General features: G+C 67.9%; 24 protein-coding genes. 20 read left to right on the forward strand and 4 right to left on the reverse strand.

Annotated elements, in window-relative coordinates; translation table 11 throughout:
- The first annotated feature begins 264 nt into the window (after positions 1–264).
- Positions 265–1,176 (forward strand): MerR family transcriptional regulator, encoded by a 912-nt coding sequence (locus tag OG921_RS23715; RefSeq protein ID WP_266115015.1) that lies wholly within the window; start codon positions 265–267, stop codon positions 1,174–1,176.
- A 63-nt stretch (positions 1,177–1,239) separates the two neighbouring features.
- Here the strand turns inward: OG921_RS23715 and OG921_RS23720 are convergent, their stop codons facing one another.
- Positions 1,240–1,953, reverse strand: a complete 714-nt coding sequence (locus tag OG921_RS23720) for a response regulator (protein WP_266115016.1) — start codon at positions 1,951–1,953, stop codon at positions 1,240–1,242.
- Between the two features lie 11 nt (positions 1,954–1,964).
- Positions 1,965–3,542 (reverse strand): ATP-binding protein, encoded by a 1,578-nt coding sequence (locus OG921_RS23725; protein WP_266115017.1) that lies wholly within the window; start codon positions 3,540–3,542, stop codon positions 1,965–1,967.
- 122 nt (positions 3,543–3,664) lie between these two features.
- Here OG921_RS23725 and OG921_RS23730 point away from each other — a divergent pair, with 122 nt between their 5' ends.
- From OG921_RS23730 to OG921_RS23795, 14 genes are all read left to right on the forward strand, one after another.
- Entirely contained in the window at positions 3,665–4,651 is a 987-nt protein-coding gene (locus tag OG921_RS23730) for a tripartite tricarboxylate transporter substrate binding protein (protein ID WP_266115018.1), read from the forward strand.
- A complete protein-coding gene (locus OG921_RS23735) occupies positions 4,648–5,181 on the forward strand; it encodes a tripartite tricarboxylate transporter TctB family protein (RefSeq protein ID WP_266115019.1) in 534 nt (177 codons plus the stop codon). The genes OG921_RS23730 and OG921_RS23735 overlap by 4 nt, the downstream gene beginning before the upstream one ends.
- A gap of 1 nt (position 5,182) precedes the next feature.
- Entirely contained in the window at positions 5,183–6,715 is a 1,533-nt protein-coding gene (locus OG921_RS23740) for a tripartite tricarboxylate transporter permease (protein WP_266115020.1), read from the forward strand.
- Positions 6,712–7,101 (forward strand): universal stress protein, encoded by a 390-nt coding sequence (locus OG921_RS23745; protein ID WP_266115021.1) that lies wholly within the window; start codon positions 6,712–6,714, stop codon positions 7,099–7,101. Before OG921_RS23740 ends, OG921_RS23745 begins: the two co-directional genes overlap by 4 nt.
- 172 nt (positions 7,102–7,273) lie before the next feature.
- Positions 7,274–7,705 carry a 30S ribosomal protein S16 gene (rpsP, locus tag OG921_RS23750; RefSeq protein ID WP_266115022.1) on the forward strand — a complete coding sequence of 144 codons (432 nt, stop codon included), beginning with the start codon at positions 7,274–7,276 and terminating at the stop codon, positions 7,703–7,705.
- Complete coding sequence (locus OG921_RS23755; RefSeq protein WP_266115023.1) at positions 7,702–7,944, forward strand: RNA-binding protein; 243 nt, start codon at positions 7,702–7,704, stop codon at positions 7,942–7,944. The genes rpsP and OG921_RS23755 overlap by 4 nt, the downstream gene beginning before the upstream one ends.
- 49 nt (positions 7,945–7,993) lie before the next feature.
- Entirely contained in the window at positions 7,994–8,512 is a 519-nt protein-coding gene (gene rimM, locus OG921_RS23760; protein WP_266115024.1) for a ribosome maturation factor RimM, read from the forward strand.
- Positions 8,512–9,222 (forward strand): tRNA (guanosine(37)-N1)-methyltransferase TrmD, encoded by a 711-nt coding sequence (trmD, locus tag OG921_RS23765; RefSeq protein ID WP_266115026.1) that lies wholly within the window; start codon positions 8,512–8,514, stop codon positions 9,220–9,222. The genes rimM and trmD overlap by 1 nt, the downstream gene beginning before the upstream one ends.
- A gap of 56 nt (positions 9,223–9,278) precedes the next feature.
- The gene (locus tag OG921_RS23770; protein ID WP_266115027.1) at positions 9,279–11,621 is read left to right on the forward strand and encodes a Tex family protein; all 2,343 of its coding nucleotides are present in this window, start codon (positions 9,279–9,281) and stop codon (positions 11,619–11,621) included.
- A gap of 29 nt (positions 11,622–11,650) precedes the next feature.
- Positions 11,651–12,517, forward strand: a complete 867-nt coding sequence (locus OG921_RS23775) for a hypothetical protein (protein WP_266115029.1) — start codon at positions 11,651–11,653, stop codon at positions 12,515–12,517.
- Positions 12,518–12,681: 164 nt separating this feature from the next.
- Positions 12,682–13,023: a 50S ribosomal protein L19 gene (gene rplS / locus OG921_RS23780; RefSeq protein ID WP_266115072.1), complete on the forward strand. Its 342-nt coding sequence runs from the start codon at positions 12,682–12,684 to the stop codon at positions 13,021–13,023.
- A 114-nt stretch (positions 13,024–13,137) separates the two neighbouring features.
- The gene (gene lepB / locus OG921_RS23785; protein WP_266115030.1) at positions 13,138–13,902 is read left to right on the forward strand and encodes a signal peptidase I; all 765 of its coding nucleotides are present in this window, start codon (positions 13,138–13,140) and stop codon (positions 13,900–13,902) included.
- Between the two features lie 9 nt (positions 13,903–13,911).
- Complete coding sequence (locus OG921_RS23790) at positions 13,912–14,691, forward strand: ribonuclease HII (RefSeq protein ID WP_266115031.1); 780 nt, start codon at positions 13,912–13,914, stop codon at positions 14,689–14,691.
- Positions 14,688–14,993: a DUF2469 domain-containing protein gene (locus tag OG921_RS23795; RefSeq protein WP_266115032.1), complete on the forward strand. Its 306-nt coding sequence runs from the start codon at positions 14,688–14,690 to the stop codon at positions 14,991–14,993. Before OG921_RS23790 ends, OG921_RS23795 begins: the two co-directional genes overlap by 4 nt.
- Here OG921_RS23795 and OG921_RS23800 read toward each other — a convergent pair.
- Together OG921_RS23800 and OG921_RS23805 are read right to left on the reverse strand one after the other, a co-directional pair.
- Positions 14,982–15,701 carry a DUF427 domain-containing protein gene (locus OG921_RS23800; protein ID WP_266115033.1) on the reverse strand — a complete coding sequence of 240 codons (720 nt, stop codon included), beginning with the start codon at positions 15,699–15,701 and terminating at the stop codon, positions 14,982–14,984. The genes OG921_RS23795 and OG921_RS23800 overlap by 12 nt on opposite strands.
- A gap of 89 nt (positions 15,702–15,790) precedes the next feature.
- Positions 15,791–16,981, reverse strand: coding sequence for an amidohydrolase family protein (locus tag OG921_RS23805; RefSeq protein ID WP_266115034.1), 1,191 nt, complete (start codon positions 16,979–16,981; stop codon positions 15,791–15,793).
- 107 nt (positions 16,982–17,088) lie between these two features.
- Here OG921_RS23805 and OG921_RS23810 point away from each other — a divergent pair, with 107 nt between their 5' ends.
- From OG921_RS23810 to dprA, 5 genes are all read left to right on the forward strand, one after another.
- Positions 17,089–17,979: an acyl-CoA thioesterase II gene (locus OG921_RS23810; protein WP_266115036.1), complete on the forward strand. Its 891-nt coding sequence runs from the start codon at positions 17,089–17,091 to the stop codon at positions 17,977–17,979.
- 95 nt (positions 17,980–18,074) lie between these two features.
- The gene (locus OG921_RS23815) at positions 18,075–18,587 is read left to right on the forward strand and encodes a DnaA/Hda family protein (protein ID WP_266115038.1); all 513 of its coding nucleotides are present in this window, start codon (positions 18,075–18,077) and stop codon (positions 18,585–18,587) included.
- Positions 18,588–18,650: 63 nt separating this feature from the next.
- Positions 18,651–19,016 carry a YraN family protein gene (locus tag OG921_RS23820; protein WP_266115039.1) on the forward strand — a complete coding sequence of 122 codons (366 nt, stop codon included), beginning with the start codon at positions 18,651–18,653 and terminating at the stop codon, positions 19,014–19,016.
- Entirely contained in the window at positions 19,016–20,524 is a 1,509-nt protein-coding gene (locus tag OG921_RS23825; protein WP_266115041.1) for a YifB family Mg chelatase-like AAA ATPase, read from the forward strand. Before OG921_RS23820 ends, OG921_RS23825 begins: the two co-directional genes overlap by 1 nt.
- A complete protein-coding gene (gene dprA / locus OG921_RS23830; protein ID WP_266115042.1) occupies positions 20,521–21,669 on the forward strand; it encodes a DNA-processing protein DprA in 1,149 nt (382 codons plus the stop codon). Before OG921_RS23825 ends, dprA begins: the two co-directional genes overlap by 4 nt.
- The last annotated feature ends 174 nt before the right edge of the window (positions 21,670–21,843 follow it).

Consider the following 21,843-nt stretch of genomic DNA (forward strand, 5'->3'; position numbering starts at 1 on the left):
GGACTCCGATCTCGGTGGGGGCGAACTCGGCAGCGGTGGCTGGGATTCGAGGACTGTGACGGCGTCTGCCGGGCCTCCTCCAGCGGGAGCAGCATCAACCGGCACCGGTCGCGACCGCGAGTGATCCGAACGAGGTCGTCGTCACACTGACAACACCATCACCAAAGCTGCCAGTTGTCAATGGCACAGTTGTGACTGGGGTTCAACCTGGCCATACGACTGCTCGTCCCGCATACTTGGACCGGCAAGAGCGAGGGGGACCCCATGCAGCGACAATCGTCGGGACACGGTGGCAATCTGGTGACCGGCATCCTCGCGTCGCTGCGGCGCGGGCCCCGCCGCCTCGGCAGGCAGTCGCGCGAGCTCGAGGTCGCGGTCACACAGCTCATCGACGCCGCCCTACGCCAGACCCGGACCCCGCGCGGGGACGCCACCGCGGAGTACCGGATCGACGACCTCGCCCGGCAGGCCGGGATGACGACCCGCAACGTCCGGGCCTACCGGGAGCGTGGCCTGTTGCCGCCGCCCCGCCGGGTCGGTCGCGTGACGCTGTACAACGACACGCACCTGTCCCGGCTGAAGCTGATCGCGTCGATGCTCGACCGTGGGTACTCCATCGCGCATATCGATGAGCTGCTCACGGCCTGGGCGGCGGGCAAACAACTCGGTGACATTCTCGGCATCGAATCCACGCTGACGGCGACATGGTCGGCATCGGAGTCGCAGGTCACCTCGTCGGCGGAACTGTCTCAGCGCGGTGTCGGCGACATCGACGTCGAACGGTTGGTCGCGATGAAGGTGCTCGATCGTTCGGGCGACACGGTGACGGTGCTGCGACCCGATCTGATGGATGCGCTGCTTGCGATGCACCGGGCCGGCGTCGGGATGGACGTGGTGCTCGACGTTGCCGACCGGGTGGCGCCCGCCGTCGACGAACTCGGCGCGACCCTGGTCCACGCCGCCGACGATCTGGTGAAACCCGTTGTCGCCGCGCACGCTCAGGTCGACGATGCCGACTTCGCGGAGTTGATCGTCACCCTGGTGCATTTCCGGTCGTTGGCAACGGCCGCGGTCACGGCGACGCTGCACGCGTCGATGCAGTCGACGATCGAGGGGCTTGTTGCCGACCACCTCGGCGAAAAGCCTGGTGTCACAGGCGAAGCGGAATCGGTCTGACCCGACGCGAGCGCGGGATCAGGTTTGCATCGGCTACATCCGGAGCGGGGCAGTTGATGGAGATCAGCGGGCGGCAGTCCGGTAGCGCCGCTCGGGGCGTCCGGCCCGCCCGTACTGCAGCCGGATCGCCAATTCGCCCTGCTCGAGGTAGTACTCCAGATACCGTCGTGCGCTGACGCGGGACACGCCGACCAGGTCGGCGCACTCGGTCGCCGAGAGTTCGCCGTGCTCGCCGACCGCCGCGAGGACCACCTTGCCCGTTTCGGCGCTCAGCCCCTTCGGCAGCGGTTTTTGCGGCTCGTGCGCCGGTGCCGCGGGGGTGGATCCAAACAAGCTGTCCACCAGGGACTGATCCGCGCTGCCTGCCTCCAGCGCGCTCACCCGCGCGGCGAACGCCGCCAATTTCTCCTGCAGCGCTGCGAATTCGAACGGTTTGATCAGGTAGTCCGCCGCCCCGCCGTGTAACGCCGCGCTGACCGTGTCGAGTTCGCGGGCCGCAGTGATCATGATGACGCCCACCGAATTGCCCGCGGCGCGAAGTCGTCTGAGCACCTCGAGCCCAGTGAGGTCGGGCAGGTACACGTCGAGCAGGACCAGATCGGGGTGTAGGTCGCGCACGGCGGTCAGCGCCTCGGCACCGGTTCGCGCCACTCCCAGCGCGCGGAAGCCCGGTGTCTTGTCGACGACGCGACGATGGATGTCGGCGACCATGAAGTCGTCGTCCACGACCAGCACGCCGAACGCCCGATCGCCCGGTGTCAGCGGACCGCCAGTCATCGGACCGCCGGTCATCGGAGGGCGCCGATATCGGAGCGGGGCATCCGGACCGTGAAAACCGCTCCGCTCGAAGCAGAGTCGGTATCGGCGACGGAAACGCTCCCGCCGTGCTGTGCACTGACCAGACGTACAAGCGCCAGTCCGATGCCGCGCCCGCCCGGCACATCCGGCTTCGAGGTGACGCCGCGGGCGAAGATGGTGTCGCGCGCGTTCGCAGGGACGCCGGGTCCGGTATCGGTGACTTCGACAAGCAGTTCGTCGTCGTCGCGCACCCGCACCTGCACCGTCGACTCGGTGCTGCCCTCACTGACGTCGACGGCGTTGTCCACGAGGTTACCGAGGATGGTGATGACATCGGTGGACAGGGCGGGTTCGAGCGCGCCGAGCCGGGAATCCGCGGTGAGTTCGAGGGCCACCCCGGACTCCGCGGCCAGCGACGTCTTCGCGATCAGCAGCGCCGCGACCGCCGGGTCGGCGATGCGGCGGGTGACCGCGTCGCTGATTTCGGCCCGTCGCCGGGTCAGGGTGCCGACGAAATCCGTCACTGCGTCGAACTCGCCGAGTTGGGTGAGGCCGGAAATGGTGTGCAGCTGATTGGCGAATTCGTGGGTCTGTGCCCGCAGCGTGTCGGTGACGCTCTTGTGCGAGGTGAGCTGGCTCTGCATTGCGGCCAGTTGCGTGGAATCGCGCATCGTCGTCACCGTGCCGATCCGCCGGCCGCGGCTCGACGCCGGCTGCCGGTTGAGCGCCAGCACGTGGTCACGGGTGGAAAGCACCACGTCGTGCTCGCTCGCCTCCGAGAGCAGAAACTCGCGAACCGTCGGATCCACGTCCACCTCGGTCAGATGCCGGCCAACCGCGTCGGTGGGTAACCCGAGCAGCTCCTGCGCGCTGTCGTTGAGCACGGTGATGCACCCGGCGTTGTCCACTGCCACCACGCCCTCCCGGATGCTGTGCAGCAACGCCTCACGATGGTCGGCGAGGCTGGCGATCTCGGCGACCGCGAGTCCGCGGGTGTCGCGTTCGAGCCGCCGGGCCAGCAGATACGAACCGATCAGTCCGAGTGCCGCGCCGATGCCGAGGTAGAGCAGCAGTTGCGCGCCGCCCGCGGTCAGCAGCTGCCACAACGACGGATAGCCCTCGCTGACCGCAACGACCGCAAGCACATTCCCGTCGATGTCCAGCACCGGAACGTGCCCCGCGATGGAGTGCACGTCATCCACGTCGAGATCACCGGACCACGCCCGCCCGGTGGTCACATCGCTGCGTCCGAGATCGGCCGGCTCACCCCAGCGCGACGGGTCCGACGAAACCAGCACCGTCGCATCCGGTGTGACGATCTCGGCGAGGTCGGCGCCCGACAGGTCCACGGCACGGTCCACCTCCGGCGCGAGGACGCGCTCGGCGGCCGGGTTGTCGAGCTGATCGCGGACGATCGGGGTCGAGGCGAGGTTCTCGGCGACCGAGAGCATCCGCTGCGCCCGGATATCACCGAACTCGCTGGTCGACAGATGTACCGACACCGCGCCGACGGCACCGAGCACCACCGCGAGCACGACGATCTGGAGCAGCAGGAAGCGCGTCGCCACTCCGCTACCGATGAGCCGTGACCACAAAGAACTCTACTTTCATTGCGTCCGCATTAGTGACCTACATCACTGACACCTTCAGTATTGCCTCTAGATCACACTCTGCGACGAAAGAGGAAGCTATGTCGAGACGCAGACGCAGCGTCTGGCTCACCGCGGTTCTCGCGCTGGTCGCGGTCCTGGTCGGTGGCTGCGGCGTCACCCGCGGCGACGACGAATCCGGCCTGCATCGGCTGCGCATGATGGTGCCGAACAGCCCTGGCGGTGGCTACGACCTGACCGCGCGCACCGGGGTGAAGATCATGGAGGAAAACGACATCACCGGCCGGGTCGAGGTGTTCAACGTGATCGGCGCCGGCGGCACGGTCGCGATGGCGCGGTTGATGAACGAGCGCGGCAACGACGACCTGATGATGATGATGGGTCTCGGCGTGGTCGGCTCGGGCTACACCAACGGCGCGACGAATCGCGTCACCGACGCGACAGCGCTGGCCAAGGTGGTGGAGGAGCAGGAAGGCATTCTGGTCCCGGCCGACTCGCCGTACCAGACGGTCGGCGACCTGATCGCCGCGTGGAAGGCCGACCCGTCGTCGGTCACGATCGGCGGTGGCTCCTCACCGGGCGGACCGGACCACCTTTTCCCGATGCAGACCGCGCAGGCGGCCGGCATCGATCCCAAGTCGGTCAACTTCGTCTCCTACGACGGGGGCGGTGATCTGCTCACCGCGCTGCTCGGTCAGAAGATCGATGCCGGCACGTCCGGTCTCGGCGAATACGTCGACCAGATCGAGGCAGGCCAGGTGCGCGTGCTCGCCGTTTCCGGGGCCGAGCGGGTGCCCGGCATCGACGCCCCCACGCTCACCGAGGCCGGCGTCGACCTGCAGTTCACCAACTGGCGCGGAATCCTCGCTCCGCCCGGCATTTCCGACGAAGCGCGGGCAGCCATGGTCGATGCGCTCACCGAGCTGCACGACACCCCCGAGTGGAAGGAGGCGCTGGTGAAAAACGGTTGGACCGACGCGTTCGTCACCGGGCCCGAATTCGAACAATTTCTCGTCGAACAGGATCAGCGGGTCGGGTCCACGCTGACGGAACTGGGGTTGGCATGAGCGCACCGACGCACGACCGGATCGAGCCGCAGGAACCCGAGCCCAAGGTGATCGACAAGGCGCAGTTCGTCGTTTGCGGGGTGCTCGCCGCGGTGGGGACCTTTCTCATCGTCGACGCCGCCTCGCTGACCAACGCCTTCGCCAAGGTGGATCCGGTTGGCCCCAAGCTCTTTCCGATGGTGATCGGCATCGCGATGCTGATCTGCGCCGTGGCGTTCGCGGTCGCGATCATGCGCGGTTCCACCGGTGCGGCCGAGGAGGGCGAGGACATCGATCTGTCCGAACCGAGCGACTGGCGCACCGTCGGCCAGCTGGTAGCGATCTTCGTCGCGACCATTCTGCTGATCGACTCACTCGGCTGGGCCATTACCGGAACATTCCTTTTCGCCGGTGCCGCAACGGTTCTCGGCAGCAAGCATTACGTGCGCAATATCGCCATCGGCGCCGTGCTCGCCTTCGGCAGCTTCTACATCTTCTACGTCGGGCTCGGCATCCCGCTGCCCGCAGGCATTCTCGACGGGATCTTGTGACATGGACAATCTGAGTTGGCTGCTGGAGGGCTTCTCCCAGGCAGCGACGCCAATGAACCTGCTCTACGCCTGCCTCGGCGTGCTGCTGGGCACCGCGGTCGGCGTGCTGCCCGGCATCGGGCCGGCGATGACGGTGGCGCTGCTGCTGCCGGTCACCTACAACGTCAGCCCGAGCGCGGCGTTCATCATGTTCGCCGGTATCTACTACGGCGGCATGTACGGCGGCTCCACGACCTCGATCCTGCTCAACACCCCGGGCGAGTCCTCGTCGGTGATCACCGCGATCGAGGGCAACAAGATGGCCAAGGCGGGCAGAGCGGCGCAAGCGCTCGCGACCGCGGCGATCGGTTCGTTCGTCGCGGGGTCGATCGGCACGATGCTGCTGGTGCTGTTCGCGCCGTGGGTGTCGAGTTTCGCGGTGACGCTCGGGGCGCCGTCGTATCTGGCGATCATGCTGCTCGCGCTCGTCGCCGTCACCGCGATTCTCGGTAGTTCCAAGCTGCGTGGCGTCATCTCGCTGCTGCTCGGTCTCGCGATCGGCCTGGTCGGCATCGACTTCCTCACCGGGCAGCCGCGCGCCACGTTCGGCCTCCCGCAACTCTCCGACGGCATCGACATCGTGATCGTCGCGGTCGCGGTCTTCGCACTCGGCGAAGCGCTCTGGGTGGCCGCGCATCTGCGCCGCCGTCCGGTCGAGGTGATCCCGGTCGGCCGGCCTTGGATGGGGCGCAGCGACTGGAAGCGGTCCTGGAAGCCGTGGCTGCGCGGCACTGCCTATGGTTTCCCGTTCGGCGCGCTGCCCGCCGGTGGCGCGGAGTTGCCGACCTTCCTGTCCTACATCACCGAGAAGAAGCTCTCCAAGCACAAGGACGAGTTCGGCAAGGGCGCGATCGAAGGCGTCGCGGGTCCGGAGGCGGCCAACAACGCCTCCGCCGCGGGCACCCTGGTGCCGATGCTGTCGCTCGGTCTGCCGACCAACGCCACCGCCGCGGTGATGCTGACCGCGTTCGTCTCCTATGGCATCCAGCCGGGCCCGACGCTGTTCGAGAAGGAACCGCTGCTGATCTGGACGCTGATCGCGAGCCTGTTCATCGGCAACTTCCTGCTGCTGGTGCTGAACCTGCCGCTGGCCCCGCTGTGGGCGAAGCTGCTGCGCACGCCGCGGCCCTACCTGTACGCGGGCATCCTGTTCTTCGCCACGCTCGGCGCCTATGCGGTGAATCTGCAGCCGCTCGACCTCGCGCTGCTGCTGGTGTTCGGCCTGCTCGGGCTGATGATGCGCCGCTTCGGACTGCCGGTGCTGCCGCTGATCATCGGCGTGATCCTCGGACCGCGGATCGAGCGGCAGCTGCGCCAGACCCTGCAGCTCGGCGGCGGCGACTGGAGCAGCCTGTTCAGCGAGCCGGTCGCGGTGATCGTCTACGTGCTGATCGTCGGGTTGTTGGCCCTGCCGGCAATCGTGCAGCTGATCCGCCATCGCCGCCCGGAGGCGACGGTGCAGGAAATGATCGAAAGGGAGCGTGAGGACGCATGATCGTCATCGGATTCAGTGCGGACGAGTACGGCTCAGCCGCCCTCGAGCACGGCATCGCCGAGGCGAAAGCGCGCGGGACCTCGCTGCGGGTGATCAACTCGTCCAAGGGCGACTCGTGGTCCGACCCGAAGTTCGCCTCGCACGACGGCGTGGCCCGGCTCGAGGAGGCGCTCGCCGCCAGCGGCGTCCCGCACGAGATCCACCAGGAGGTGGGTTTGGACGTGGTGGACACGTTGCTCCATGCAATGACTGCCGACGACGCCGAACTGCTGGTCATCGGCATCCGGCACCGCACCCCGGTGGGTAAACTGCTGCTCGGCAGCACCGCGCAGCGTGTGCTGCTGAATTGTCCGAAGCCGATCCTGGCGGTGAAGCCGGCGGACTAGCGGTGGGCGATTTCCTGCCCGAGCACGGCGTCTGGCACAATGGAACGCTGTTCGCCCGTCTCCGGTTCCGTACCGCGCGGCGGTCACAACACCCATCTCAACGCAAAACCGGGCACGCATGCCATGCGCGCCGCCGAATTGCGCCGTGACCAACCAAAAGGAAGCGCCACTCATGGCTGTCAAGATCAAGCTCACCCGTCTCGGCAAGATCCGCAACCCGCAGTACCGCGTCGTCGTCGCGGACTCGCGCACCCGCCGGGACGGCCGGTCCATCGAGACCATCGGCAAGTACCACCCGAAGGAAGACCCGTCGCTCATCGAGATCGATTCCGAGCGCGCCCAGTACTGGCTCGGTGTTGGCGCCCAGCCGACCGAGCCGGTGCAGCGCCTGCTCGAGATCACCGGTGACTGGCAGAAGTACAAGGGCCTCCCGGGCACCGAGGGCACGCTGCGCAAGGCGGCGGAGAAGCCGAGCAAGCTCGATCTGTTCAACGCTGCGCTCGCGCAGGCCGATTCCGAGCCGGCCGCCGCTGCGACCACCCCGAAGAAGAAGTCTGCGAAAGCCGACGAGGCCACCGAGGGCACCGAGGCTGCACAGCAGTGAGCACCGTTGTCGCCGACGCTGTAGAGCATCTCGTTCGCGGTATCGTCGCCAACCCCGATGACGTTCGCGTCGAGCTGATCACCGGCCGTCGCGGCCGCACCATCGAGGTGCACGTCCACCCGGACGACCTCGGCAAGGTGATCGGTCGCGGCGGGCGCACCGCCACCGCGTTGCGCACCCTCGTCTCCGGTATCGGCGGACGCGGGATTCGCGTCGACGTCGTCGATACCGACCGCTGACCAGGCAAGCACCCGACGACGGGGGCTCGAGGACTAGGGGACAGCGCCGATGGAACTCGTAGTCGGCCGTGTCGCCAGGTCGCACGGCATTCGCGGCGAACTCGTCGTGGAGATCCGCACCGACGAGCCCGAACTGCGCTTTGCCGTCGGCACGGTGCTGCGCGGCCGGAAGCCGAAGTCGGCGCAGACAACCGAATACACCGTCACAGCCGCCCGGGAGCATTCCGGGCGGCTGTTGCTGTCCGTGGACGGTGTGGTCGACCGCAACACCGCCGACGAACTGCGTGGGACGTTGTTCGTCGTCGATACCGCGGATCTGCCGCAGGGCGATGATCCCGATGCTTTCTACGACCACGAGCTCGAGGGACTTGCGGTGCGCCTCGTCGACGGAACCGCGCTCGGCACCGTGACCGAGGTGCTGCATTCCGCGGCGGGGGAGCTGCTTTCGGTGCGGGCCGCCGGCGACGGTCGCGAGATCCTGATCCCGTTCGTCACCGACATCGTGCCGGAGGTGTCGCTGGCCGACGGCGTCGTGGTCGATCCCCCCGATGGCCTGTTGGACGTCTGATGCGTCTCGACGTCGTCACGATCTTTCCCGAATATCTCGAACCACTGCGAACGGCGTTGCTCGGCAAGGCAATCGAACGCGGTCTGATCCAGCTCGGGGTGCACGATCTGCGGCGCTGGACGCACGATGTGCACAAGGCGGTCGACGACTCGCCGTACGGCGGCGGCCCCGGAATGGTGATGAAGCCGACCGTCTGGGGCGATGCACTCGACGAGGTCTGCACCGCGGAGACCCTGCTGGTCGTGCCGACCCCGGCGGGCGTGCCGTTCACCCAGGCGACGGCGCAGCGCTGGACCGGCGAGCAGCACATCGTCTTCGCCTGCGGGCGGTACGAGGGCATCGATCAGCGGGTGTTCGACGACGCCGCGCGGCGCATGCGCGTCGAGGAAGTCAGCATCGGTGACTACGTGCTGATCGGCGGCGAGGCGGCGGTGCTCGTGATGACCGAGGCCGTCGTGCGGCTGCTGCCCGGTGTGCTCGGCAATCAGCTGTCGCATCAAGAGGATTCGTTCGCCAGTGACTCCGCTCTCGGCGGCCTGCTGGAAGGGCCCAGCTATACCCGCCCGGTCAGCTGGCGCGGCCTCGACGTGCCCCCGATTCTGCTGTCGGGCGACCACGCGAAGGTGGCCGCCTGGCGCCGCGAACAGTCCGTGCAGCGCACCGCGCAGCGCAGGCCCGATCTGTTGCGCGACGATCCGCACACCGACTGACCCCGTACCCATCGCGGCGCCCGGACTGTCCGCCGTCGCCGGTAGTGTCTGACCGCGTGACGACAGCGCTACAGAGTGTGAACAGCCGGATCGCCGAGGAACTCGCGGTCGGGAACGATCAAGTCCGTGCCGCGGTCGACCTGCTCGATGCCGGCTCGACGGTGCCGTTCATCGCCCGCTACCGCAAGGAAGCAACGGCGGGCCTCGACGACGCTCAGCTGCGGCAGCTCGAAGAGCGGCTGCGCTATCTGCGCGAGCTCGACGAGCGTCGCTCGACGATCCTCGAATCGATCGCGTCCCAGGGCAAGCTCGACGATGTCCTGCGCGGACAGCTCATGGCCGCCGAGACCAAGGCCCGACTCGAAGACATCTATCTGCCCTACAAGCCCAAGCGGCGCACCAAGGCGCAGATCGCACGCGAGGCGGGACACGAGCCGGTCGCGGATGCACTGATCGGCGATCCGACCACGGAGCCGGCCACCTTCTCCGCCGAACAGCTCGACGGCGCGCGGGCGATCCTGGTCGAGCGGTTCGCCGAGGATGCCGATCTGGTTGGTGAGCTGCGCGAAACCATGTGGCAGCGTGGGCAACTGCGCTCCGCGGTGCGGGCAGGTAAGGAGGAGGCGGGCGCGAAATTCGCCGACTACTTCGACTTCGCCGAGCCGTTCGCCTCGCTGCCGTCGCATCGCATCCTGGCGATGCTGCGCGGCGAGAAGGAGGAGGTGCTCGCCGTCTCCCTCGATGCGGACACCGAGGAACCAGAACCCGGTACCAGGACCGTCTATGAGCAGCGCATCGCGGCGCGCTTCGGCATCGCCGACCGCGGCCGCGCCGCGGACGGGTGGCTGCTCGACACGGTGCGCTGGGCCTGGCGCACCAAGTTCTCCATCGGTCTGGGCGTCGACATCCGGATGCGGTTGCGACAGTCGGCGGAGAAGGACGCGGTCGACGTATTCGCGGCGAACCTGCGCGACCTGCTGCTCGCCGCGCCGGCCGGGACGCGCACCACGATGGGTCTCGATCCGGGCTACCGCACCGGTGTCAAGGTGGCCGTGGTGGACGGCACCGGAAAGGTGCTCGCCACCGAGGTCATCTATCCGCACAAGCCGCAGGGGCAGACGGAGAAATCGCTCGCCGTGCTGGGGGCGATCGTCGCGCGCTTCGGTGTCGAGTTGATCGCGATCGGCAACGGCACGGCCTCGCGCGAGACGGACGCGCTTGCCACCGAGCTGATTTCGCGGATGCAGAGCGCCGGCACCGAGCAGAAGCTCAGCAAGATCGTGGTGTCGGAGGCCGGCGCGTCGGTGTATTCCGCCTCCGCGTACGCCACCCGCGAGCTGCCGGACATGGATGTGTCGTTGCGCGGTGCGGTGTCGATCGCGCGGCGCCTGCAGGATCCGCTGGCCGAGCTGGTGAAGATCGATCCGAAATCGATCGGTGTCGGCCAGTACCAGCACGACGTGTCCGAGTCGCTGCTCGCCCGGTCGCTCGGCGCGGTCGTGGAGGACGCGGTGAACGCCGTCGGCGTCGACGTCAACACCGCTTCGGTGCCGTTGCTCGCGCGAGTGTCCGGCATCGCCGAGGGGCTCGCCGAGAGCATCGTCGCGCACCGTGACCAGAACGGTGCGTTCCGTGACCGCAAGGGCCTCAAGGACGTGCCCCGGCTCGGTCCCAAGGCGTTCGAACAGTGCGCGGGCTTCCTGCGGATCGGTGACGGCGCCGACCCGCTCGACTCGTCGGCGGTCCACCCGGAGGCCTATCCGGTGGTGCGGCGAATCGTCGCGGCCACCGGCGCCGGCGTGCGGGATCTGCTCGGCAACAGTGTGGTGCTGCGCGGACTGTCGCCCGGCGATTTCACCGACGAGCGGTTCGGTGTGCCGACGGTCACCGACATCATCGCCGAACTGGAGAAGCCCGGCCGTGACCCGCGACCGGAGTTCAAGACGGCGACGTTCGCCGCGGGCGTAGAGAAGGTCGCCGACCTGTTGCCCGGCATGACGCTGGAGGGCGTGGTCACGAACGTGGCCGCGTTCGGTGCGTTCGTCGACGTGGGTGTGCACCAGGACGGGCTGGTGCACGTCTCGGCGATGTCGCACAACTTCGTAAAGGATCCGCGCGAGGTCGTGAAGTCCGGTGACGTGGTCACCGTGAAGGTGCTCGACGTGGACGTGGCTCGCCAGCGCATCTCGCTGACGCTGCGGCTGGACGACGAGGTGGGCGCGGGTAAGCCCGCCGCGGGCGGCGGTGATCGGCAGGCACGGCGACCGGGCGGGCGACGTGCGGACGGGCGCAACGTCGCCAAGGACGGTGGCAAGCGCAAGAGCCCGTCCGGAGGCGACCGCCCCTCGGCGACCGGTTCGATGGCCGATGCGCTCCGCAAGGCCGGTTTCGGGCGGTAGCGTCAGCCCAAGCGGAGCGGGAGTCGGCGATGCACAATTGGCTTCACGATGAGGTGATTGCGCACGGTCGGCTCCCGCTGTTGTTCTTCCTGCTCGGGTTTATCGGCGGATTCGTATTCATCCGGCTCAGCGTGCGGATGATTCGTGCCCAGGTGAAGTGGTGGCCGGGAAACGTCACGCCGGGTGGTCAGCACATTCACCACGTCGTCTTCGGCGTGGTCACGATGCTGTTGTCCGGCGGTGCGCTGATCGCGGTGTACGAGGACGGCACCCGGACCACCGGCGCGATCCTGGCGGCCTGCTTCGGGGTCGGCGCTGCGCTCGTTCTCGACGAGTTCGCGCTGATCTTCTATCTGCGCGACGTCTACTGGGCCGAGCAGGGCCGGGCCTCGGTGGATGCGGTTTTCGCTGCGATCGCGGTGACGGGTTTGGTCCTACTCGGCTTGCACCCGGTCGAATTCATCGACGTCGCCTCGTTCCGGGAAACGAACAGCGTGCCGGTGCGCGTCGTCCTCGGGTTGTTCGCCCTGATGAACCTCGCGGTTGCCGCGGTGGTGATCCTGAAGGGCAAGATCTGGACTGCGCTGGTGGGTCTGTTCGTGTTTCCGGTGCTCCTCGTCGGCGCGATCCGGTTGAGCCGGCCGGGTGCGCCGTGGTCGCGCTGGCGCTACACCGCCCGCCCGAAACGGATGGAGCGGGCGATTCGCCGCGAGAAGCGTCTGCGCCGCCCACTGATCCGGGCCAAGATCTACGTGCAGGATGTGATTGCCGGGCAGCCGAGTGTCGCGCACGCGAAGTCCGCCACCGAGGCCGAACTCGACCGGATCGTGCGTCCGGCACCGGCGCCGCACAGCGCTGCGGACCCGCAGCCGCGCGCGGCCGCCGGTCGGCAGTGAGCGAGCCGGTGACATGCGATTTCGTCTCGCAGTGCCTCGTCTGGCACAATTGACGGGTTGCCTGTATGGGCACACCGACCTATCAGGGGTACGAACCGGTCGAGCGCTGCGCTTATGCGCGCCGCCAGGTTCCTCTACTCGAGCGAAACGCAAGGATGGAATCGATGAACACCCTGGACTTCTTGGACAAGCAGTCGCTGCGCAGCGACATTCCCGAGTTCCGCGCCGGCGACACGTTGAACGTGCACGTGAAGGTTATCGAAGGCTCGAAGGAGCGCGTCCAGGTCTTCAAGGGCGTCGTCATCCGTCGCCAGGGTGGCGGCATCCGCGAGACCTTCACCGTCCGCAAGGTCTCCTTCGGTGTCGGCGTGGAGCGCACCTTCCCGGTGCACAGCCCGAACGTCGACCACATCGAGGTCGTGACCCGCGGTGATGTACGTCGCGCGAAGCTGTACTACCTGCGCGACCTGCGCGGCAAGGCCGCCAAAATCAAAGAGAAGCGCTGAGCTAGACCTTCGGGTCGTTCCGCAAGCTCCACTCCGGTCGGGCCTAACGCCCGTATCGGACAGTACGAACCACGGTGAAGCCCGGCGCCTCGGCGCCGGGCTAACCTGTCTTCTGTGACGGACGAGGCCCCACCGGTGAACGAAGCGACCGACAGCGATACGAAACCGAAGAAGAAGCAACGCCCCTTCTGGCGCGAACTCCCCATTCTCATCGTGGTGGCGCTGCTGCTGAGTTTCCTGCTGCAGACCTTCATCGCGCGGGTCTATCTGATTCCGTCGGAGTCGATGGAGCCCACCCTGCACGGCTGCGCCGGGTGCACCGGTGACCGGATCCTCGTGGAGAAGCTGAGCTACACGTTCGGCGATCCCAAGCCGGGCGATGTCATCGTCTTCCTCGGCCCCGACTCGTGGAGCGCCGATTACCAGTCGATCCGGTCCGACAATTCCGTTATCCGCACCATGCAGAACGCCGGATCCGTGTTCGGCGTAGTGCCGCCGGACGAGAACGATCTCGTCAAGCGCGTCATCGCCACGGGTGGGCAGACCGTCGAATGCTGCGACGACCAGGGTCGGGTGATGGTCAATGGCAAACCACTCGACGAGCCGTACGTGGTCAACGACTTCCCGTTCGTCCCCGGCCAACTGACCTGTGATACCGAGCGCAAATCCGGGCGCTGCTTCGGTCCGGTGACCGTGCCCGACGGCAACCTCTGGATGATGGGCGACAACCGCAACAACTCCGCCGACTCGCGCTACCACGTGGGCGACGAGCTGCAGGGGACCGTGCCGGTGGACAACGTCCGGGGCAAGGCGGTGTTCATTATTCTGCCGCCGGGCCGAATGGGCACGATCAGCTCGCCGGACATTCAGTCGAACTAGGGCAGCTGTATGGGTTCCTGGCCGCCGCGCACCGTCATCCGCAAGTCTGCGGGCCTGCGCACGCTCGAATCCGCTCTGGTCCGCGGCGGGCTCGGTCCGGTCGCGGGCGTCGACGAGGCGGGGCGTGGTGCATGTGCCGGGCCGCTGGTCGTGGCGGCGTGCGCGCTCGCCCCGACCCCGATGGCGTCGCTTGCCGGACTCGACGATTCGAAGAAACTCACCGAGCGGGCGCGCGAGCAACTGTTTCCGGTGATCAAGCGTCGTGCGCTGGCGTGGCACGTGGTGTGTATCCCCGCCTGGGAGATCGACGAGATCGGCATCCACGTCGCCAATATCGAGGGCATGCGCCGCGCGGTCGCGGGTCTCGGCGTGGTTCCGGGCTACGTGCTCACCGACGGGTTCCGGGTGCCGGGCATCCCGGTGCCGTCACTGCCGGTGATCGGGGGCGACGCGAACGCCGCGTGCATCGCGGCCGCGAGCATCCTGGCCAAGGTGACGCGGGACCGGATCATGGTCGAACTCGATGGGACGCTGCCCGGCTACGGCTTCGCCGCGCACAAGGGCTACAACACGCCGGTGCATGTCGAGGCGCTCGGCCGGCTCGGTGCCACCAGTGAGCACCGCCGGTCGTGGCGGAACGTGCCGCAGATTCCGGCCGGCGCCGACGACACCGTCATCGACCCGGCCGCCCTCGACGATGGGGCGGTGAGGCGACCCGATGGCGACCCGAGTGCGGAGTGCGACATGATGGCAGGAACCCCACGACGAGGAGGAATCCGCACCCGATGAGCGCCGAGGATCTCGAGAAGTACGAAACCGAGATGGAGCTCTCGCTGTATCGCGAGTACAAGGACATCGTCGGACAGTTCTCGTACGTCGTGGAGACCGAGCGCCGTTTCTACCTGGCGAATTCGGTGGAGCTGCTGCCACGCAACGCCGACGGCGAGATCTACTTCGAAGTGCGGATGGCCGACGCCTGGGTGTGGGACATGTACCGCCCGGCCCGGTTCGTCAAACATGTCCGAGTCATCACGTTCAAGGACGTGAACATCGAGGAGCTCGACAAGCCGGATCTGCGCCTACCGGACTGAGCTACCGGGACCGAAATCGGCTGCAACGACGACGGATTCGGGTAGCTCGGCGATCACCTCGGCGCGGGTGGCGTCGAAGCTGAGAAAGCCCTTGATCTGCATCGTTTCCGGCATCGGGTCCGCGTAGCTCCACGCCACGTCCGGCACGACCGCGTCGTCGACGACCGCGGACCAGTACGTCGCAAGGCCCTTGTAATTGCAGTAGGTCGTGGTCTCGGTGCGCTGCAGCAGGTCCGTCCGGACGTGCGCGGGATCGACGTAGAGCCGCGGCGCGAGCGATGTCTCGAACAGGATGATCGTGTCGTCGGTATCCACGAGCGTGGTGCCGGCGACCTCGACGCGCAGCCGCCGCCGGGTCGGGCGGCAGTCCACCCGGTGATAGGGATTCGGCGGGTAGTGCACGAGCCGGCGGCCCTCCTCGAACCAGGTGTCGACCGCGTCCCACGGCACGCCGACGTATCCGGGGGCGTATGGCTCCGGTTCGCCGGGCAGGTCACCGATCTCGTCGGCGGGGAACACATAGCTCAACGGGCGACCTTCGCGATGCACCATCAGTGCGTGCTCGGTGTCGATCACGGTGTCGCCGTTGCGCACCGCCCGAATACGTCGCGGATGCGGCTCGACGTACACGACGCTGTCCGGAACCGGAGGCGAGAACCACCCGGCCCGGTGCGAGCCGAACGGCCCGCGTCCCGCTACCAGACTCATCGATCACCCTCCTCGACTCTGCACTCGGCCTACAACGCACAGCGTCCCGACGGCCCACCCGAACCATCGGGACGCTGCAAGCGCACGGATCAGGCGGTTACCTGCTGCTTGATCTTGAACAGATCCAACATGTTGCCGCCCATGATTTTCGCCTGATCGGCCTGTGAGAGACCGGAGATCTCGTCGACGAAGTTGCGTGGCTCTGCCATGCCCTCCGGATGCGGCCAGTCCGAGCCGAAGACGACGCGGTCGGCGCCCATGATGTCCACGACCTCGGCGAAGTTGTCCTCCCAGAACGGGGCGACGTAGACCGCGCGCTTGAACGCGGCGATCGGATCCTCGGCGAACTCCTGCGGCATCTTGCCGTAAACATCGGCGAACTGCTTGAGCAGATGCGAAACCCACGAAGCGCCGTTCTCGATGGACAGGATGCGCAGGTCCGGGTTACGGGAGAGTGCGCCGTGGGCGACCAGGGCGGTCATAGCGTCCTCGATGGGGCGCTTGCCCATGGCGATCATCCGGAACGCGTTCGGCTTGAACGGCAGGTACTCGTCGCCCGGTTCCCAGACGTTGAGCATCTCGGCATAGCCGGAATCCGAGGCGTGCATCGACACCGGGATGCCCGCGTCCACACAGGCCTGCCAGAACGGGTCGAACTCGGGCAGGCCGAACGAACGGCTGCCGCGGAACCCGGGCACGGGCGCCGGGCGGACCAGCACGGTCTTCGCGCCGCGCTCGAGGCACCATTCGAGCTCTTCGAGCGCCCGATCGACGATCGGCAGCGTGATTACCGGGGTGGCGAAGATGCGGTCCTTGTAGTTGAAGGACCACGTCTCGTACATCCACTGGTTCAGCGCGTGCACGACATCGTGAATCGCCTCGGGATCATCCTTGAGGCGCTCCTCGACCAGCGAGGCGAGCGTCGGGAACATCAGCGCGTAGTCGAGACCGAGCTCGTCCATCACCTCGAGCCGCGGTCCGGGCTCGCGGAAGGCGGGAATCGAAGGGATCGGCTTGCCCATGATTTCGCGGTAGGACTTACCGCCACTGCCGCTGCGGTAGTACTCCTCCTGCGCGCCCGGACGGGCGACCACGTCGAACGTCGGGTTGGGGATGTACTCACTGATTTGGCCGCGCACGACGATCTTCGTGCGACCGCGCACCTCGACGTAGTCGATCAGTCGCTTGCGATTCTCCGGCAGGAACTTCGTCAGCGCTTCCCGGGTTTCGTACAAATGATTGTCGGCATCGAAGACCGGGAACGGTAACTCGCGGGGCATGACGATCCTCCACCATGGTGTTAGGGAACTTCTCCTAATTAGAGCGTGACATTCTCGTTTTCGGTTGTAAAGCTTCAACCTTGTAAACATGGAGAGGATTGCGACGGATGGCAGCGGATTCGCAGGATGTGGAAACGACCCCCTGGTCGGTGACCAAATTGCTCGACATGTTCGACGTGGCGCCGGACGGGCAGGACCGGTTCATCGGTGAGACCGGCATCGACGACGGCGAGGATCGGCTGGTCGTAGAGGGCACCCAGGTGCTGTCACAGGCCGTAGTGGCCGCAGCGAAGCGGTTTCCGGACAAGTCGGTCCGGTCGGCGCACGCGGTGTTCAGCCGGCCGATCGTCGTGGAAACGCCGGTCGAGCTGGTGCTCGACGTCGTGCACGAGGGTCGGTCGACCGCTACCACGCTGGTCTTCGCGCACCAGAACGGTCGCCGGTGCGCCTCGATCACGGTGCTCTTGGACGTGCCGTCGGCGGACGTCATCCGCCACCACGCGCCGCTGCCCGATGTCGCGGCACCCGCCGAGGCCAACGACTCGCCGATGCCGATGACCGGTCGCGAACTGCGTCTCGTCGACGTCCTCGACGTGAACAGCCCCGACGAGGTGGGCCCACCCGAGCTGTACGCCTGGCTGCACTACGAGTCCATCCCGCAACGCGACGACCTGGCCAAGGCGCTGCTGGCGTACTTCACCGGCCACCTGTCGATCTCGACCACCATGCGGGCGCACGCGGGCATCGGCACCAGCCAATCGCACTACACCGTCTCGACCGCGCCGATGACGGTGACGGTGAGCTTCCACGAGCCGGTCGCATGGGACGGCTGGCTGCTCTACAGCCACGAGAGCACCCAGGTTGGCGCGGGCATGTCCTACGTGCGTGGGCAGGTGCACACCGAGGCGGGCCAGTTGATCGCCTCGTTCGTGCAGGAGGGTTTGATCCGGCCGCTGCGGACCACGGACAGCACGATCGAGGTGCGCGCCAGGTTGTGACGGCGTGTCGCGCGGCGTGTCACGGGCGTTGGCGGGTGTGAACCGTTGCGCGGGCGGAGAATTGCGGGCATCCCGATCCGAAATGTGAGGCTGCCATGCCCGCAACGCACCCGCGCACGTTCGACACTTTCCTGGTCGCGCCCAACAACAGGTTCGCGCGTACCGCCGCTCTCGCAGTTGCCGAAGTTCCCGCGCGGACCTACGACCCGCTGTGGGTGTGGGCGGCGAAACCGGTCGGTAAGACGCATCTGCTGCGCGCGATCGAGGACTACACCAGGCGCATCCACACCGATATGGCGGTGCAATACCTGGGGGCAGCCGAATTGGCCAGGTACCCGGACCTGGTAGCGCCGTCGGTGTTGTTGATCGACGACCTCGACGAGCCTGCGGTCGATCTTGCTGCCGTACGCGAGTTGCTGGCCGAGCGGGTTGCCGCGGGCAGGCAGACGGTGCTGACCAGCCGGGCGTACCCGAAGACGATGCCGGTGGTCGAACAGTTCGTCTGCGGTCGGGGTTTGATCTGCGATATCGGGCCGACGGAGGACGGTGCGGGCGGCGATCGAGACGATGCCCCAACGGCGCCGAACTCGGGTTATCCACAGGCGTGAATTCGCTAACAGGCCCGGGCATATGCCCAGGGCGTTCGCCCGGCCACGGTCGGCGCCCGGGTCATGCTCGTCGACGTGGGGGACAACAAGGCGCTCGGCGCCCGGGGTGAAGAGCTGGCGGCGGACTTCCTCGAAGCCGCCGGGCTGCGGATTCTGTGCCGGAACTGGCGCTGCCGCTACGGCGAACTGGATCTGATCGCGCGCGACGGTCCGGTAGTGGCGTTCGTCGAGGTGAAAACGCGATCCGGTCGCGGGTTCGGGCTGCCGGCCGAGGCGGTGACATTCGCCAAGCAGGCCCGCATCCGTCGGCTGGCGGGGCTGTGGCTCGCCGAGCAACCCGGTTGGGTGGATGTCAGATTCGACGTCGTGTCGGTGCTGCTTCGCAAGGCCGCCGACCCGGCGATCGAGCATCTGCGGGCGGCCTTCTGATGGCGCTGGGGCGGGCACATTCGGTCGCCGTGTCCGGGGTGGACGGGCACCTCGTGGAGATCGAGGCCGATATCGGGCGCGGGTTGCCGGGCGTACATCTGGTCGGGTTGCCCGATACCGCGCTGCAGGAGTCGCGCGATCGGGTGCGTGCGGCGGTCACCAACTCCGGCGAGGAGTGGCCCGACCGGCGCGTCATCCTCGCGCTGTCGCCGGCCACGCTGCCGAAGGTCGGCTCCGTCTACGACGTGGCCCTGGCTGCCGCCGTTCTGGACGCGGCCGGCACGGTGCCGCGGTCACCGCTGGACAAGACCGTGCTGCTTGGCGAACTCGCGCTCGACGGGCGCATCCGGCCGGTGCGCGGGGTGCTTTCGGCGGTGCTCGCGGCGCGGCACTCGGGGCGCCCGTGCGTGGTGGTGCCCACGATGGGGCTGGCCGAAGCGGGCCTCGTCGAGGGCGTTGAGGTGCTCGGCGCCGACCACCTGCGCGACGTGCTGAGCTGGCTGCGCGGGAAAGGAGAACTCGCCGCACCCCCCGCGCGCGCCGCGGACGACGGCGGGGTCCGCGCGGACCTGAGCGAGATCGTCGGCCAGGAGGAGGCGCGCTGGGCGCTCGAGGTCGCGGCCGCTGGTGCCCACCATTTGATGCTCACCGGTCCCCCCGGCGTGGGCAAAACGATGCTCGCGCAACGGCTGCCGGGCCTGCTCCCGCCGCTGAGCGAGCAGGAGGCGTTGGAGGTCACCGCTATTCACTCGCTGGCCGGGCTGCTCCCGGACGACAACCCGCTCATCACCGTGCCGCCGTTCGTGGCGCCGCACCACAGCACCTCGGTGAGTGCAATGGTCGGCGGCGGCTCGGGGATGGCGCGTCCCGGCGCGGTCAGCCGAGCCCACCGGGGTGTGCTGTTCCTCGACGAATGCGCCGAGATCGGGGCGAAGGTGCTCGAATCGCTGCGCACCCCGCTCGAAGAAGGCGAGGTCCGCATCGCGCGCCGCGACGGCGTGGCCCGCTACCCGGCACGATTCCAGCTCGTGCTCGCGGCAAATCCGTGCCCGTGCGCGCCCGCCCGCGACATCGACTGCGTGTGTCCGCCGACCGCGCGCCGCAGATATCTCGGCAAATTATCCGGCCCTTTGATGGATCGCGTCGACCTGCGGGTCGTACTGGCGCCGATCGCCACCGGCTCCTATTCGGGCGACGTCGCCGAAAGCAGCGCGGTGGTGCGCGAGCGGGTCGCGGCAGCGCGGGCGGCGGCTGCCGAACGGTGGCGCGGGCACGGCTGGCGTACCAACGCCGAGGTCCCCGGGCATGTCCTGCGGCAGCGATACCGGCTGCCGCGCAACGCATTGCACGCGGTCGAAGACGCGCTACGGCGCGGCAGCCTGACCGCGCGGGGTGCCGATCGCGCGATCCGAGTCGCGTGGAGCCTGGCCGATCTGCGCGGCGCGGTGCTGCCGGAAGCGGGGGATGTCGCGGCGGCACTGAACTTCAAGGAAAGGCGAGGCCGATGAGCGCCGTCGACGTTCGGCGCCGCGCCTGGGCGTATCTGTCTCGGGTGGCGGAGGGGCCGTGCGCACCGCTGATCGAGCTGATCGAGGCGGTCGGCGTGCTCGAAGCCGCCCGTGCCGTGCGTGATTGGGACCTGCCCGAGGTGTTGCGCCGACGCACCGCGGCGCGGCGCCACCTCGACACCGCCGAGCACGACCTCGACCTGGTTGCGCGAATGCGTGGTCGCCTGGTGACACCCGACGACGACGAGTGGCCGGCATGGCGAATGCTCGCGTTCGCACCCGCCGCGCGCGAGGCCGCCGGGCCGGTCACGCGGGAATGTGCTCCGCCGCTGGCATTGTGGGTACTCGGGTCGGCATCGCTGTCCGCGCTCACGGATCGCGCGATGGCCGTGGTCGGGACGCGCGCGCCGAGTCCCTATGGCGAGCATGCGGCCGGTGAACTCGCCGGGGGACTTGCCGGCCGTGGCTGGACCGTGGTCTCCGGTGCGGCGCTCGGCATCGACGGCGCGGCCCACCGCGCGGCGCTGTCGGCCGGTGCGGCCTCGATTGCGGTGTTGGCCTGCGGAATCGATCAGTCCTACCCGGCGCAGCACTCGCGACTGCTCGCCGAGATCGTGCGCGACGGTCTCGTGGTCAGCGAGTACCCGCCGGGCGTGACCCCCGCCCGACACCGCTTCCTGACCCGTAATCGCATGGTGGCGGCGCTCTCCGACGCGGTGGTCGTCGTCGAGGCCGGTCGACGCAGCGGCGCTCGCAACACCGCGGGATGGGCGCGGCGCCTCGGCCGCCCGGCGCTGGCCGTGCCCGGCCCGATCACGTCGGCGACCTCGGTCGGGTGTCACCGAATGATCCGGGACGGCGAGGCCCGGCTCGTTTCCTGCGCCGACGACATCCTCGACGAAGCGGGGCCGCTGACCCTGCCGATGGCAATTGGGCAGTCGGATACGCGAGCCACCGATGAGCTTCGCGGCGATCAATTGCTCGTCTACGAGGCGCTACCTGCGGCCGGTTCGCGTGGTCCGCGAGAATTGTCCGAATCGTCGGGGGTGGCACTCGCGGACGTGCGCTCGGTGTTGCCGCAGTTGGAGATCGCGGGTTTCGTCGGCGTCGACGAAACCGGCTGGTTCCGCGTATCGGCGCGTTGACCAGCGGTGGTGCCAATGTCGGAGTCGTAATGCCGGGGGCGAAGCACACCATCTCGGCCGCACCAACGCGGTGTCCACTTCGCGCGGCGATAAGATCGAATGCGTCTGCACCACCTGGAATTTCGAGCCGAACGCGGCGGTTGGTGGCAGTCTGCGGTGACCCGGCACCAGCCC

Source organism: Aldersonia sp. NBC_00410, from assembly GCF_026342035.1.
Lineage (GTDB): Bacteria > Actinomycetota > Actinomycetes > Mycobacteriales > Mycobacteriaceae > Aldersonia.